The following is a 13,317-nucleotide window of genomic DNA, read 5'->3' as shown; positions in this document are numbered from 1 at the left end:
CGCCATCGGAAGCCAAACCAAATGAGTCGCCTGCGCGGCGGAACTTCAGGCGCGGCCGTAAAGTGGCGCCAGCGTTCCGCTCATTGCCAGATTGGCCGGTGATGCCAGATAGGCGATTGCCTCGGCGGCGGCTTCGAGGCTGACCCATTTGCCGAAATCGGCATCCGGCATGTCGGCGCGGTTGGCCGGCGTATCGAGCGTCGAGGGCGCCACCGCGTTGACCAGTATGCCTTTGTGCTTCAGCTCTTCCGCCATCGCCACGGTCATCGCCGCCACTGCCGCTTTGCTCGCGGTATAGGCGACCATGCCGGCGCCTCGGCGCGGGTCGAGCCCGGCGCGTGCCGTGACATTGACGATGCGGCCCGCTGTGTTCGAGCCCAACATGGAGCGCACTGCCGCGCGGCAGCACAGAAAGGCGGTGCGGGCGTTGGTGTCCATCATTTCGGCAAAGGATGCGGATTCGATCTTCTCGACCGGGGCTGCGGCAAAGCCGCCGGCCAGATGGATGGAGGCCCACAATTCGGGGACGCTGTCATAGAAGGCATCGACCTTGGCAGGATCGGCGAGATCGACATTGTGCGCCAGCCGGACGCGATCATGGGCCGCGAAGGGGAAATGCGAGGGGGCCGACGCGTGGGCATTCGGCACATGGCAGATCGCGCCGTCCGCCAGCAATTTGCCGACGACCGCGGCACCCAGCGCCCCGGTGCCACCGGTCACCACGATATGCTTGCCCTGAACTGTTTCCGTCATCCTGGACGCTCCTGTCGTTTCTTATGATTATGTCGCTTGTCGTGCCGCGCCGACGCAGAGCGTCGCGCCTTTTGCACGATCACTCAACCGACATCTCGACATGGCAGTTGTTGCGTCTTTGCATCGCTCGAAGTCGCCGACCGCCCCCTTCTGACCCGCGCATTGACGTAAAGCGCGCGGTCAAGCGTCAGTCGATGGTGATTTCGATGACGTGCGGCAGTCTGGTTGCGCGTGCGCGTTTGAGCGCATCGGCGAGACCGGCAGTACCGGCAAGCCGTTCGGCTGATATGCCGTAGGCCTCGGCCAGCTTGCAGAAATCCGGCGGCGCCGGCGACACGCCGACCGGCTCGACGCCGACATCGAGCATCGACGTTTCGATCTCGCGATAGCATCTGTTGTTCCAGACGACGAAGATGACCGGTGCGGGTGCATCGAGCGCCGCGCCCAGCTCCGGCAAGGTGAACTGGAAGCCGCCGTCGCCGGTGAGGCAGACCACCGGCACGCCGGGCATGGCAAGGGCTGCGCCGATCGCCGCCGGTGGTCCGTAGCCGAGCGCGCCGAAACCGGTGGCGGCATTGAACCAGCCGCCTGGCCGGTCATGGTCGTAGTAAAGGTTGGCGGCGTAGATCGGCTGGGTGGAATCGCCGACGATGATGGCGCCCGGCAGCGCGTCGCGAATGGTTTCCACCGCACGCACCTGCGCGGCATAGGCCGGGCTGAGCTCGGCAAAGGCCGCCTTTCTCGACGCGGCTGCGCGGCTCTCGCCGTCCTTCGCCGCGGCATGATCAGGGTGGAGCGCGCCAAGCAGTGCGCCAAGCGCCTCCGCGCAATCGGCCTGGATGCCGACGCTCACCGGGCGGCGGGCGAGCTGGTCGGCGCCGATATCGATGCGGATCAGATTGGCGGGCAGCACGAAGCCGCCATCGCTGTAACCGTCATAGTCGGTCGGGCCGAATTCGGTGCCGGCGGCGATGACCAGATCGGCGTCTGCCATCAGCGCACGCACCGCCTTCAGGCTGGGGCTGGCCGGCACGCAAAGCGGATGTGCATGCAGCAGACCGCGCGCATTGGCGGTCTGGGCGACAGGCGCGCCGAGCCGCTCGGCCAAAAGCTGCAATGGCTGTTCGGCGCGCTTGGCGCCGCCACCGGCAAGGATCAGCGGCCGGCGCGCGGCTGCGATCAGTTTGGCTGCCTCGGCAATGGCCGCGCCATCCGGCGCCGGCGGCGCTGCATTGGTGAGCGAAGCAGCGATGCCGTCGGCCGGTTTGACCATGACGTCGGTCGGGATCTCGATATGGACGGGGCCCGGCCGCGACGACGAAAACAGCGCGAAGGCCCGCGCCAAAGCGCCAGGCAATTCGCTGGCCTCGGTGACACGCTGCGAAAACAGCGCCACCTTCTCCATCATGCCGCGCTGGTCCGGCAGTTCGTGCAGGAAGCCCAGTCCCTTTCCCAACGTCGGCATCGCGTTGACGCCCGAAATCACCAGCATCGGCACCGAATCGGCGCGCGCCTGGCCCATTGCGGTGATGGTGTTGGTCAGCCCCGGTCCGGTGATGACAAAGGCAACGCCCGGCCGGCCGCTGGCACGGGCATAGCCGTCGGCCATGAAGCCGGCGCCCTGTTCGTGACGCGGCGTGACATGGCGTATCTTTGAACGCGCCAGCCCGCGATAAAGCTCGACAGTGTGGACGCCAGGAATGCCGAAAACGGTGTCGACGCCATGCGCTTCGAGCAGCGTGATGAGGGCTTCGCCGATGGTGGTCATGGGTTCTCTCCCGTTAGTGCCGACCACTGTTCAACGGAAACAATGATCGGCTCTACCTCTTTGTTTTTAACGCAATTCCGGACGGAAAACCGCTTCTCACTTTTCCTGGAATTGCGTTTGCGGCGCGAGGCCGAGCTCGGCCTCTATGGCTTTGACGCCGATCCCCGCCAATTCGCCAGGCGAGAACATCTCTGCGGCCAGACAGCCTTCGATCCAGAGCCCGTCGATGATCGCGTTGATCGCGATGGCATGGCGGCGCAGCTCATTTGCGTTTGGCCTGCGCTGCTCGGCGCCGAGCACTTCGGCAACGACTGCTTCCACCTCGTTGCGAAAGCCGAGATAGCCTTCGCGGTGGGCGCGAGCCAGGCTCGGATCCGCGCCGGCGCGGCCGATGAAGGTTGCCCAGAGCGAAAACACGCGTGCATCGATGATCGGCGCGTTGAGGTTGGCGGCAACGAAGGCCGCAAGGCGCTGGCGCGGCGAGGCGTCTTCCATGAGCAATGCCGCCTTCGCCTGCTCGGTCATGCGGCCCATCAGCGCCGCGTACGCTTCCTGCAGCAAGTCTTCCTTGCCGGGGAAATAGTGCCGGATCAGCCCGGCGGTGACACCGGCGCGCAGTGCGATGGTGCGCAGGCTGGCGCCCTCCAGCCCATGTTCGGCCACGCTGTCCAGGGTCGCGTCGATCAAATCCTGCCGCCGCCGCTCCTCGCCCTCGCGGCGGAACTTGCGGCGCTCATTCATTGCCGCAGGATGGGCCGCGTCAGGCATGTCGGCCCACCTTCGCAGGCGATGCAGAGGGCATCCGCCTCGAAGATTTGAACCGTGCAGCCGGCGGCTTCCATCGCGGCCTTGGTCTTGGGAAAGCCGGCGACGGCAATGACCTTATGCGGGCTGGTCGGCAGCACGTTCAGGCTGAGGCCGTTGGACGCGGCAAACTCTTCGGCGTCGCCTTCCACCAGCCGGATGCCGCGCGCCTTCAGCAACTGATAGAACGGCGCCGGCAAAAGCGGTGAATAGACCAGGGCCAGGTCGTCGGCCAGCGGGCTGATCACCGACATCAGATGCAGGCACGCCTCCTCGCCCTGCCACAGCGGCAGATCGAAGCCGTAGACGGAAATGCCGAGCGGCGTCAGCAGGTTGGAAACCTGCTGTATGCCTTCCTGGTTGGAGCGCACCCCGCGCCCGATTACCAGCGTGTTTTTATCCAGCCATACGCAATCGCCGCCTTCGACCTGGCCGGGAGCCTCGACGCGGCCGAGGATAGGAATACCCAAGCGTGTGTAGGTTTCCTCATGCAGCGATGGCTCCCTGGCGCGCAGTGGCTTGCCCATGGACAGGATCAGCGCGCCGCGATCGGTCATCAGTGACGGATCGTGGGTGAATACGGAATCCGACAGCCCGTCGGCATTGTCATCGATCCATTCGATTTCGGCGCCGGACGCCGTCACCAGCTCAGCGAGAGCCGCGTGCTGCGCCGCCGCTTTCGCCGGGTCGAAACCCGGGCCATAGTGCCAGGTAGCCCGGTCGGCACCGCGCATGGCATTGGCCGCCGACCGCATCAGCACGCGCCGCAACGGCGCCGCCATGGACTGTGATCCGAAAGCGCTCATCAGTGCCCTTTTCAATGCCGTGTTCAGGGTGAAAAAAATGGAAGAAATTTCATCGGAGGCTATTTATACACTTGCACAATAAGGCCGCAAGTGCCGTAATGAGCGGGATTGACGGGCTCGCGCTGTTGGGTCCATGCTGAAGTCTGGAGTGGGCATTACAGCGTATGTTGATTAGCCGGATAGACGTTCGACGATCTGCCGTGGACCCTGTGGCAGAGGTTCCCCGGTGAGCGCGGCGGGAACCGCCGCAGTCCAATCCGGCAAGGCGCAGGACGGCGCCGCCGAAGCCATCCATGTCGAGAACCTGCACAAGAAATTCGGCCATCTGCATGTGCTGAAAGGCGTTTCGCTGTCGGCGCGCGACGGCGAGGTGATCGCCATTATCGGCGGCTCGGGTTCCGGCAAGTCGACGCTGCTGCGCTGCATCAACTGCCTGGAAAACCCGACCAGCGGCATCATCCGCGTCAATGGCGAGGAGATCAAACTCAAGGCCGACAGCCACGGCCACACCGTGCCCGCCGACCGCCGGCAGATCGAACGCATCCGCGCCAAGCTCGGCATGGTGTTCCAGAACTTCAACCTGTGGAGCCACATGACGCTGATCGAGAACGTCATCGAGGTTCCGGTGCATGTTCTGGGCGTCAGGCGCGACGTGGCGATCAGGGAAGCCGAAAAGCTTTTGGCGCGCGTCGGCCTGGCCGAAAAGCGCGACGTCTATCCGGCCTATCTCTCGGGCGGCCAGCAGCAGCGCGCGGCGATCGCCCGCGCCCTGGCCATCAACCCGCGCGTCATGCTGTTCGACGAGCCGACCTCGGCGCTCGACCCGGAGCTGGTCGGCGAGGTGCTGAAGGTGATCGGCGACCTGGCGCGCGAGGGCCGCACCATGGTGCTGGTCACGCATGAAATGAAATTCGCCCGCGAGGTCGCGACCCATGTCGTCTACCTCTGCAACGGGCTGGTCGAGGAAGAGGGGCCGCCGGAGCAGATATTCGGCGCACCGAAATCCGAAAGGCTGAAGCAGTTCATCCGCAACATCGGCTAGGACAAGCCGGGACGGAAGAAAACCGGGAACCAACAACAAACTGGGAGTCGTGACATGAAGACTGTTCTGAAAACATTCGCCGCAGCGCTGCTGCTCGGCGTCGCCGCCATGGGCGTGGCCAAGGCCGATCCGGTCAAGATCGGCGTCGCCGCCGAGCCCTATCCGCCCTTCACCTCGCCGGACGCTTCCGGCAAATGGGTTGGCTGGGAAATCGAGTTCATCGACGCCGTCTGCGCCGAGGAGAAGCTCGACTGCGTCATCACGCCTGTCGCCTGGGACGGCATCATCCCGGCGCTGACGACCAAGAAGATCGACGTCATCGCCAGTTCGATGTCGATCACTGCCGAACGCGAGAAGACCATCGACTTCTCGGATAAGTACTACAACACGCCGACCGCCATCATCGGGCCGAAGGACCAGAAATTCGGCGCCACGCCCGACGATCTCAAGGGCAAAGTGCTCGGCGTGCAGGTGTCGACCACCCATTCGGCCTATGCCAAGAAGCATTTCGGGCCCACGGCCGCCGAGATCAAGGAATACCAGACGCAGGACGAAGCCAACAACGATCTGGCCGCAGGCCGCCTCGACGCCGTCCAGGCGGATTCGATCGCGCTCGACGCATTTCTGAAGTCGGACCAGGGCAAGGCCTGCTGCGATCTGAAGGGCATGGTGGCTCCGGACGATGAAGTGCTCGGACCGGGCGTGGGCGCCGGCGTGCGCAAGGAAGACACCGACCTTAAGGCCAAGATCAACGCCGGCATCAAGGCGATCCGCTCGAACGGCAAATATGACGAGATATCGAAGAAATACTTCGATTTCGACATTTACGGTGGTGGCGGCGCGCAGTCGAACTGACGATCCTCGCATGAGCTGAGGGGCATGGCGCCAACGCCATGCCCCTCCTGCCCGACCTTTCCCAGACATGCTTGCCGCCGGCGCTGCCGTCGGCGGTGGTTGGACCCAGCAATCCGGGGGCGACGCTGATCGACGCACTTCTTTCGGCCTCGGCGGCCGGCATCATAGAACTTCTCTCGCCCAATCCGCCGGGCTGGGGCGGCACGCTGTTGCTTGGGCTGCTCCATTCGATCGAGATCGCGCTCGGCGCCACGGTCCTCGGTCTTCTGATCGGCACCGGTGGCGCCTTTGGCAAGCTCTATGGCGGTCCTGTCGTGCGCGACCTGCTGGCGGTTTACACCACCATCGTGCGCGCCGTGCCCGAACTGGTGCTGATCCTGCTGCTCTATTATGCCGGAACAGACCTGATCAACCAGGCGCTGACCGCTATGGGCTACCAGCGCGTCGACATCAGCGGCCTTGCCGCGGGCATCGCCGTGCTCGGCTTTGTCCAGGGCGCCTATTCGACCGAAGTGATCCGCGGCGCCATCCTGGCCATACCGCAGGGCCAGATCGAAGCCGCCCGCGCCTATGGCATGTCACCCGGGCTCATGCTGCGGCGCATCACCTTGCCGGCAATGCTGCCCTTCGCCATACCCGGGCTCGCCAATCTGTGGCTGATCGCCACCAAGGATACGGCCCTTCTGGCGGTCGTCGGCTTTTACGAACTGGCGCTGGCGACGCGGCAGGCGGCGGGCGTCACCAAAGCCTATTTCACCTTCTTTTTCGCCGCGGGCGTGCTCTATCTCATCTTGTCGCTGGTCTCCAACCTGCTCATCGGCCGCCTCGAGGCCTGGTCGCGGCGCGGTATGCCGTCGCTCAAGGATGCGCGCTGATGGCCGGAGAAGCGACCATCATCAACGCTGCCGCGCGCACGTCGCTGTGGCTGCAGCCGCATCGCATCGTGCTGATCCTGGTCGCGATCGCGCTGGTTTTCGGCGCAGCCTTCTTCATGCGCTGGGATTGGCTGCCGCAATATTACGAAATGGGGCTTCTCGGCATCTGGCGGTCGCTGTGGATCCTGGCCGTCACCTGCTTTCTCGGCTTCCTGCTCGCCGTGCCGCTCGGGCTGGCGCAGGCCGCCGGCCCGTTCTGGCTTTCCGCTCCAGCCAGGACATTCTGCACCGTCATCAGGGGCACGCCGCTGCTGATCCAGCTGTGGCTGCTCTATTACGGGCTGGGCTCGCTGTTTCCGCAATATCCGTGGATTCGCGAATCCTGGATGTGGCCGTATCTCAGGCAAGCCTGGCCCTATGGCGTGCTGGCGTTGACCTTGTCATTCGCCGGCTATGAGGGCGAAGTGATGCGCGGCGCCTTTGCCGGCGTGCCCAAGGGGCAGCTCGAGGCAGCCCGCGCCTTCGGCATGAGCCGCTGGAAGATTTTCCGCCGCATCTGGCTGCCGCAGGCCATCTACCGGGCGCTGCCGACGCTGACCGGCGAAACCGTGCTGCAGCTGAAGTCGACGCCGCTGGTGGCGACGATCAGCGTCATCGACATCTTCGCAGTCTCGTCCAAGGTCCGGCAGGACACCTACCTCACCTACGAACCCTTGCTGCTTTTGGCGCTGATCTACATGATCATCACCGGCATACTGGTGTTTGCATTCAGCAAGATCGAGGCGCGCATACCGAACAAGGTGGGCTAGGGAACAGTGAGCAGGCAGTAGTGAGTAGTCAGCATATGACCGGGAAACCGCTTGCTTTCGCTACTCCCTACTGACTACTCCCTACTCACTCTCACCACCAATCGGGTCCGCACCATGCAACTCTCTCTCGACCAGGCAACAGGGCTGTGCCGGATGGCGGCGCTCGGCGCCGGCGCCAATGAGGAGGCGGCGAGGTCGCTCACCGCCTCGATCATTGCCGCCGAGGCGGAAGGGCTTTCGACCGTCGGGCTGACCCATTTCATCGATTACCTCGAAGCGCTGGAAGCCGGCCGCATCGACGGCAATGCCGATCCCGTGATCACCAGGCCGGCGCTCGCCGTCCATCTCTCCGATGCGCGTGGCGGCCTCGCCCATACCGGCTTCGACCGCACCATCGACGACCTCGCCAAGGCGGCAAGGCTGTTCGGCGTCGCCATCTTCTCGCAGAAGAACGCTTATACCTGCGGCGCACTAGGCTATTTCACCGGGCGTCTGGCGCAATTGGGATTGGTCTCCTTCGCCGCCACCAACGGGCCGGCGGTGCTGGCAGGCTCGGGCTCGGTCAAGCCGGTCTATTGCACCAACCCGATGTCGTTTGCGGCACCCGCCGCTGATGGCGCGCCGCTGGTCATCGACCAGTCGTCGAGCGCCACCGCCTTCGTCAACATCCGCAAGGCGGCCGAGGACGGCAAGAAGATCCCCGAAGGCTGGGCGCTGGACGCCAGCGGCAACCCGACCACCGATCCGGCCGCGGCCATGAAGGGCGCCATGCTGGCCTTCGGCGGCCAGCGCGGCGCCAACATCGCGCTGATGGTCGAAGTGCTGGCGGCTGGCCTGTCGGGCGCCAACTGGTCGCTCGACGCGCCCTGGTTCTCCGGCGGACCGGACAGCCCGGGAACCGGCCTGTTCGTGCTCGCCGTCGAGCCCAAGCTGCTCGACCCGGATTTTGAGCAGCGCATGAAGGACCAGCTCGACCGGCTGCGCCGGCGCTTTGGCGTGCACGTGCCGGGCCGGGCGCGGGCCGAAGCGGCGGAGAAGGCGCAGGCGCGCGGCATCAACGCCCCCAAAGCCGTGGTGCAGCGCATTTCCGAATTCGCCGAGCGCTATTCGGGCTGAAGAATCCTTCTTTATCAAACAATTTAAACTGACCTTCCGGTTGGCGACGGGCAGGCGCGCATTTGCGCCGCCTGCTGAACCTTCTTGCGTCTTGCGGCGACCCATCCTTGTCCAGGGCAAGGTGAGCTTGCCCGAACCAGACCGGAGGAAACACCCAACCAAATCGAAAGCCTGCTTCACGCGAAGGGTGTGCCCTTTGCGCTCCGGAAACATCAACCGCAATCAAAGGAAATCATCATGACCAACACCAAGACCACCCTGCTGATAGCAGTCCTTCTGCTCGGTTCTTTCATGGGCGCCACCCAGGCGGCCTCCCTGAAGGCCGCGCCGGTCAAGCCATCTTCGGCCGGCGTCATCACGGCTCCGAGCGGCGGTGCAACCGAGGACCATTACTGCAAGAACGGCCACGCCAAATTTGCCAATTGCAGCGCCGACTTCATCGCGGCCTGCAAGCAGGTCGGCGGCACCATGTCGGATGTCCAGGGCTGGGGTGGGCGTACTTGCTTCACGCCCTCCTGATACCGTCTCAGGTCAGGCCGCTCCGTCGGCCCCTGGCTTCGTCCTGATGCTGCCCGGAAAACCCCGCTTCGGCGGGGTTTTCTGCGTTTCATCCCTCCGTGAGCAATAAACATGACGGTGAAAGTTAACTTTTGTTAACTTGACTTGATGGGACCATCGGGCGTTTGCGAGAGGTCATCACAACAACAGGAGCTACGATGTCCGCAACCACCGACGCCTCCCGCGGCAGACTGATCATTCCGGTGTTTGGCCGCCTGTACTCGTCGCTGCATGACGGCGCCGAAACCCTTCTGCGCGTCGTCGCCGGCGGGTTTCTCACCATTCACGGCTCGCAGAAGATCACCAACCCTTTCGGCGCCGCCGAGATGGTCGAAGGCCTCGGCTTCTATCCCGGCGCGTTCTGGTCGTTGCTTTTGTCCTGCACCGAATTCTTCGGCGGCATTCTGATCGCCATCGGCCTGTTGACTCGGCCCGCCGCCTTTGCCGGCATGATCGTGCTGCTGGTCACCGTCTGGTTCCACTGGATCACTGTCGGCCAGGGCTTTTCCGGCGCTGAAAAGTCGCTTCTATGGGCGGCGATCCTGCTGTTCTTCGTTATCCGCGGCGGCAACCGCCAGTCGGTCGACGCGCGCCTCGGCAAGGCGTTCTGAAGGGTCTATAAGAGGGTGGCAGCGACGACGCGTCACCCTTTGCCTTTGGCCCAAAACGGACTATGAAACGGCTTCAGCCAAGCTTTCGAGCGCCGGAGCCAGCCATGACCGAAATCCTGCAGATCCCCAAGCTCGTGGTCGTCTTCGGCGGCTCCGGCTTCGTCGGCCGCCACATCGTGCGGGCGCTGGCCAAGCGCGGCTACCGCATCAGGGTGGCGGTGCGCCGGCCCGATCTGGCGGGACATCTGCAGCCGCTCGGCAATGTCGGCCAGATCCAGCCGGTGCAGGCCAATGTGCGCGTGCGCTGGTCGGTCGACCGCGCCGTGCAGGGCGCCGACCATGTCATCAATCTGGTCGCCATCCCGCATGAAAGCGGCCGGCAGAAATTCAACACCGTGCACGAATTCGGCGCCCGCGCCGTCGCCGAAGCCGCACGCTCGGTCGGCGCAGGGCTCACCCACATCTCGGCGCTGGGCGCCGACCTCAACGCCGAATCCGACTATGCCCGCACCAAGGCGCTCGGCGAAAAGGCCGTCCTGGAGACGATCCCGGACGCCGTCATCTTCCGTCCGGCGATCAATTTCGGACCGGAGGACAGTTTCTTCAATCGCTTCGCCGACATGGCGCGCTATTCGCCGGTGCTGCCGCTGATCGGCGGCGGCCAGACCAAGTTCCAGCCGGTCTATGTCGGCGATGTCGCCGAAGCCGTGGCGCGTTCGGTCGAGGGCAAGGTCAAGGGTGGCCAGATCTATGAACTCGGCGGGCCGCAAGTGCTCACCTTCAAGCAGTGCATGGAAGAGCTGCTGACCGTCATCGAGCGCAAGCGGCTCCTGGTACCGGTGCCGTGGTGGATGGCCAATCTGCAGGCCTCGATCCTCGGCCTGCTGCCCAACCCGTTGCTGACCAAGGACCAGGTGCTGCTGCTGCGCCAGCCCAACATCGTGTCGGAGGAGGCCAACAAGGCCAACCGGAACCTTGCCGGCCTCGACATCCAGCCGCAGTCTATCGGCACCATCCTGCCCAGCTATCTCTGGCGCTTCCGCGCCGCAGGCCAGTTCCAGCGCAAGCCCGCCGGTATCGCGTAACAAGGCGTTGCGCCGTTAAACGCGCCGCGTGACCTGCATCGGCAGGCCGCCCTGCGGCTGTGTCGTCAGTTTCTGCACCGGCCACGGCTTGGTCTCGGCGGTCACATCGAAGCGGAAGCGCGACAGCATGATGGCCAGCGCAATGATCGCCTCCTGCATGGCGAAGCTGGCGCCGATGCAGATGCGCGGACCGGCGCCGAACGGCAGATACTGGAAGCGGTCGATCTTCTCGCGGTTTCCCGGATGGAAGCGTTCGGGCATGAAGGCGTCGGGCATGTCCCACAGTTTTCTGTGGCGGTGGACGACCCAAGGCATCACCAGTACGGCCGCGCGCTTGGGGAGCACCAGATCGTTCCAGGTCTCCGTCTCGATCGGCTCGCGGTTGATCGACGGCGCCGGCGGATAAAGCCGCAGCGCCTCCTCGAAGGCGGCGCGGGTGAACGGCATTGCCTCGAGCCATTTCGTTGGGTCGGGTTCGCGCGCCAGCACGGCCTCGATCTCGCGCTCGACCTTTTCGCGCTCCCACGGCGCTTCGGCGAGGCAGTAGATCGTCCAGCCCAGTGCCCGCGCGGTGGTCTCGTGGCCGGCGCCGATGAAGGTGATGATGTTGTCCTCGACTTCCGCCCGCGTCAGCCCGTCGGGGCCTTCGGCGCGCAGCAGAAGCGTCAGGAAATCCTGCGGCGCGGTGTCGGGGTCGCGCTTCAGCCGCTCCTCGCGCATCTTGACCGTATCGGTGACGATCTTGCGGAAATAGGCCATGGTCTTGCGGCCGCGGATGCGGGTCAGCCGCGGCAGCCATTCGGGCGCGCGCAACAGGTCGAGCGGATCGACGCGGCCCATGGTCTCGAACAGGCGGTCGATCTCCTGCGCGAAACTGCCGGGCTCGCCCGCAATCTCGCCCGAAAACAGCGTCTCGGCCAGGATATCGTAGGTGAGCAGCGTCATGTCATGGGCGACATCGGTCATGCCGCCTTCGTCATAGCGGGCGACGAACTGCATCGTGCGGCGCAGCATCGGCTCGGCGAAGCCGAAGATATGCCGCGGCGTGAACACCGGCGCCATCGCCTTGCGCGAGCGCTTCCACACCTCGCCTTCGGCGGTCAACAGCCCGTCGCGCAAGATCGGTCGCAGGATCATCTGGCGCACCGTCGCCATCTTGTAGTTCTTGGCGTTGTCGATCAGCACGTGGCGGATAAGGCCGGGATCGTTGGCGACGATCAGATGCCCGCCGACGCCATTCGCCGAAATCCAGGGCTCGTTGTAGGTGTGCTCGCCCCACAGTTCGAGCGGATTGCGGTAGACGATCCGCATCATCTCCAGCGTCGAAGGCGGCGTCGTGCGCGGCCTGGGCGCCGGCGGCACGAAGGGGACGGGCTGCGTGTCCATGAGGTGCTCCGCTGATAGCTCAGATGTAGTGGCTGGCAATCCGGGCGTCCATGTGACCGAACGGCAAACTGAAACGCTGCAGCGCCCGGTGTGCCCGACAGACGGTGTGTTCATCGGATCGTGACCGCCGGTGAAACGGTTGCGGCTTGTCCGGTTGGACACTCTGCCATAGGTGACAGTTACCAACAGCTACTGCCAATCGCCCAGGAGAGTCCGCTTGAAGCACAAGCTGAACATCATAATCGGCAGCACGCGGCCGGGCCGCGCCGGGCCGGTCTTCGCCCACTGGCTGGAGGATTTTGCCCGCGAGCACGGCAAATTCGAACCGGTGCTGACCGACATTGCCACGTTCCATCTGCCGGTTCTGGACGAGCCGCATCACCCCAGGCTCGGCAATTACCAGAACGACCACACCAAAGCCTGGTCGAAGGTCATTGATGCCGCCGACGCCTTCGTGTTCGTGGCGCCGGAGTACAATTATTTCGTGGCGCCTGCGATCGTCAACGCCATCGACTACCTTGCGCGCGAATGGAAATACAAGCCAGCCGCCATCTTCAGCTATGGCGGCATTTCCGGAGGCCTGCGCGCCGCGCAGGCGCTGAAGCCGCTGCTGACCGCGGTGGGCGTCATGCCCATCTCGGAAGGCGTCGCGCTGCCGATGTATCAGAAACTGCTGGAGAGCGACGGCTCCTTCCAGGCTAGTGAGCAGGTAGAGGGTGGGACCAAGACCATGCTGGACGAGCTCTCGCGCTGGAGCGGGGCGCTGAAGCCGATGCGGGCTACGTAACGCAGCCGGCCCCGGCTTGCTCATGCCATAAAGAGGTGGAATGGTCGGCAGGTGACTGAGCC

14 protein-coding genes are annotated in these 13,317 nt (G+C 64.6%); 9 read left to right on the top strand and 5 right to left on the bottom strand.

Annotated features, from left to right (window positions below; all coding sequences use genetic code 11):
- Window positions 1-45: 45 nt before the first annotated feature.
- The 4 genes from NLY43_RS16680 to NLY43_RS16665 all read right to left on the bottom strand — a co-directional run bounded on the left by NLY43_RS16680 (window position 46) and on the right by NLY43_RS16665 (window position 4,131).
- Window positions 46-753 (bottom strand): SDR family NAD(P)-dependent oxidoreductase, encoded by a 708-nt coding sequence (locus NLY43_RS16680; RefSeq protein ID WP_023671318.1) that lies wholly within the window; start codon window positions 751-753, stop codon window positions 46-48.
- Window positions 754-940: 187 nt separating this feature from the next.
- Window positions 941-2,521 carry a 5-guanidino-2-oxopentanoate decarboxylase gene (locus tag NLY43_RS16675; RefSeq protein ID WP_023689217.1) on the bottom strand — a complete coding sequence of 527 codons (1,581 nt, stop codon included), beginning with the start codon at window positions 2,519-2,521 and terminating at the stop codon, window positions 941-943.
- 96 nt (window positions 2,522-2,617) lie between these two features.
- Entirely contained in the window at window positions 2,618-3,289 is a 672-nt protein-coding gene (locus tag NLY43_RS16670) for a TetR family transcriptional regulator C-terminal domain-containing protein (protein ID WP_023671320.1), read from the bottom strand.
- The gene (locus NLY43_RS16665) at window positions 3,259-4,131 is read right to left on the bottom strand and encodes a dimethylarginine dimethylaminohydrolase family protein (protein WP_023671321.1); all 873 of its coding nucleotides are present in this window, start codon (window positions 4,129-4,131) and stop codon (window positions 3,259-3,261) included. Before NLY43_RS16665 ends, NLY43_RS16670 begins: the two co-directional genes overlap by 31 nt.
- Window positions 4,132-4,357: 226 nt before the next feature.
- Here NLY43_RS16665 and NLY43_RS16660 point away from each other — a divergent pair, with 226 nt between their 5' ends.
- The 8 genes from NLY43_RS16660 (at window position 4,358) to NLY43_RS16625 (ending at window position 11,082) form a co-directional block, all read left to right on the top strand.
- Window positions 4,358-5,173 (top strand): ABC transporter ATP-binding protein, encoded by an 816-nt coding sequence (locus NLY43_RS16660; protein WP_023671322.1) that lies wholly within the window; start codon window positions 4,358-4,360, stop codon window positions 5,171-5,173.
- Window positions 5,174-5,227: 54 nt separating this feature from the next.
- On the top strand, window positions 5,228-6,028 hold the full coding sequence (locus tag NLY43_RS16655; RefSeq protein WP_023671323.1) for a transporter substrate-binding domain-containing protein: 801 nt from the start codon (window positions 5,228-5,230) through the stop codon (window positions 6,026-6,028).
- Window positions 6,029-6,189: 161 nt separating this feature from the next.
- Entirely contained in the window at window positions 6,190-6,903 is a 714-nt protein-coding gene (locus NLY43_RS16650; protein ID WP_196813869.1) for an ABC transporter permease, read from the top strand.
- Window positions 6,903-7,712, top strand: coding sequence for an ABC transporter permease (locus tag NLY43_RS16645; RefSeq protein WP_023689221.1), 810 nt, complete (start codon window positions 6,903-6,905; stop codon window positions 7,710-7,712). The genes NLY43_RS16650 and NLY43_RS16645 overlap by 1 nt, the downstream gene beginning before the upstream one ends.
- A gap of 114 nt (window positions 7,713-7,826) precedes the next feature.
- Window positions 7,827-8,828 (top strand): Ldh family oxidoreductase, encoded by a 1,002-nt coding sequence (locus NLY43_RS16640; RefSeq protein ID WP_023711341.1) that lies wholly within the window; start codon window positions 7,827-7,829, stop codon window positions 8,826-8,828.
- A gap of 237 nt (window positions 8,829-9,065) precedes the next feature.
- Window positions 9,066-9,347: a hypothetical protein gene (locus tag NLY43_RS16635; RefSeq protein ID WP_023671327.1), complete on the top strand. Its 282-nt coding sequence runs from the start codon at window positions 9,066-9,068 to the stop codon at window positions 9,345-9,347.
- Window positions 9,348-9,544: 197 nt separating this feature from the next.
- On the top strand, window positions 9,545-9,997 hold the full coding sequence (locus tag NLY43_RS16630) for a DoxX family protein (RefSeq protein WP_023671328.1): 453 nt from the start codon (window positions 9,545-9,547) through the stop codon (window positions 9,995-9,997).
- A gap of 104 nt (window positions 9,998-10,101) precedes the next feature.
- The gene (locus NLY43_RS16625; protein WP_023695927.1) at window positions 10,102-11,082 is read left to right on the top strand and encodes a complex I NDUFA9 subunit family protein; all 981 of its coding nucleotides are present in this window, start codon (window positions 10,102-10,104) and stop codon (window positions 11,080-11,082) included.
- 15 nt (window positions 11,083-11,097) lie between these two features.
- On the opposite strand, the gene NLY43_RS16620 is transcribed toward NLY43_RS16625, so the two are convergent.
- A complete protein-coding gene (locus tag NLY43_RS16620) occupies window positions 11,098-12,468 on the bottom strand; it encodes a cytochrome P450 (RefSeq protein ID WP_023671330.1) in 1,371 nt (456 codons plus the stop codon).
- Window positions 12,469-12,685: 217 nt separating this feature from the next.
- Here NLY43_RS16620 and NLY43_RS16615 point away from each other — a divergent pair, with 217 nt between their 5' ends.
- Window positions 12,686-13,255, top strand: a complete 570-nt coding sequence (locus NLY43_RS16615; protein WP_023683526.1) for an NADPH-dependent FMN reductase — start codon at window positions 12,686-12,688, stop codon at window positions 13,253-13,255.
- The last annotated feature ends 62 nt before the right edge of the window (window positions 13,256-13,317 follow it).

Origin of the sequence: Mesorhizobium sp. C416B, assembly GCF_030323165.1 — a bacterium.
GTDB lineage: Bacteria > Pseudomonadota > Alphaproteobacteria > Rhizobiales > Rhizobiaceae > Mesorhizobium.
This window is presented reverse-complemented; position numbering and strand designations above follow the sequence as displayed.

Excerpts from the sequence above, each read along its gene's own strand:
- NLY43_RS16665 (WP_023671321.1), bottom strand. The coding sequence starts at position 4,131 with ATGAGCGCTTTCGGATCACAGTCCATGGCGGCGCCGTTGCGGCGCGTG.
- NLY43_RS16635 (WP_023671327.1), top strand. The coding sequence starts at position 9,066 with ATGACCAACACCAAGACCACCCTGCTGATAGCAGTCCTTCTGCTCGGT.
- NLY43_RS16620 (WP_023671330.1), bottom strand. The coding sequence starts at position 12,468 with ATGGACACGCAGCCCGTCCCCTTCGTGCCGCCGGCGCCCAGGCCGCGC.
- NLY43_RS16645 (WP_023689221.1), top strand. The coding sequence starts at position 6,903 with ATGGCCGGAGAAGCGACCATCATCAACGCTGCCGCGCGCACGTCGCTG.
- NLY43_RS16640 (WP_023711341.1), top strand. The coding sequence starts at position 7,827 with ATGCAACTCTCTCTCGACCAGGCAACAGGGCTGTGCCGGATGGCGGCG.
- NLY43_RS16670 (WP_023671320.1), bottom strand. The coding sequence starts at position 3,289 with ATGCCTGACGCGGCCCATCCTGCGGCAATGAATGAGCGCCGCAAGTTC.
- NLY43_RS16630 (WP_023671328.1), top strand. The coding sequence starts at position 9,545 with ATGTCCGCAACCACCGACGCCTCCCGCGGCAGACTGATCATTCCGGTG.
- NLY43_RS16675 (WP_023689217.1), bottom strand. The coding sequence starts at position 2,521 with ATGACCACCATCGGCGAAGCCCTCATCACGCTGCTCGAAGCGCATGGC.
- NLY43_RS16625 (WP_023695927.1), top strand. The coding sequence starts at position 10,102 with ATGACCGAAATCCTGCAGATCCCCAAGCTCGTGGTCGTCTTCGGCGGC.
- NLY43_RS16680 (WP_023671318.1), bottom strand. The coding sequence starts at position 753 with ATGACGGAAACAGTTCAGGGCAAGCATATCGTGGTGACCGGTGGCACC.
- NLY43_RS16655 (WP_023671323.1), top strand. The coding sequence starts at position 5,228 with ATGAAGACTGTTCTGAAAACATTCGCCGCAGCGCTGCTGCTCGGCGTC.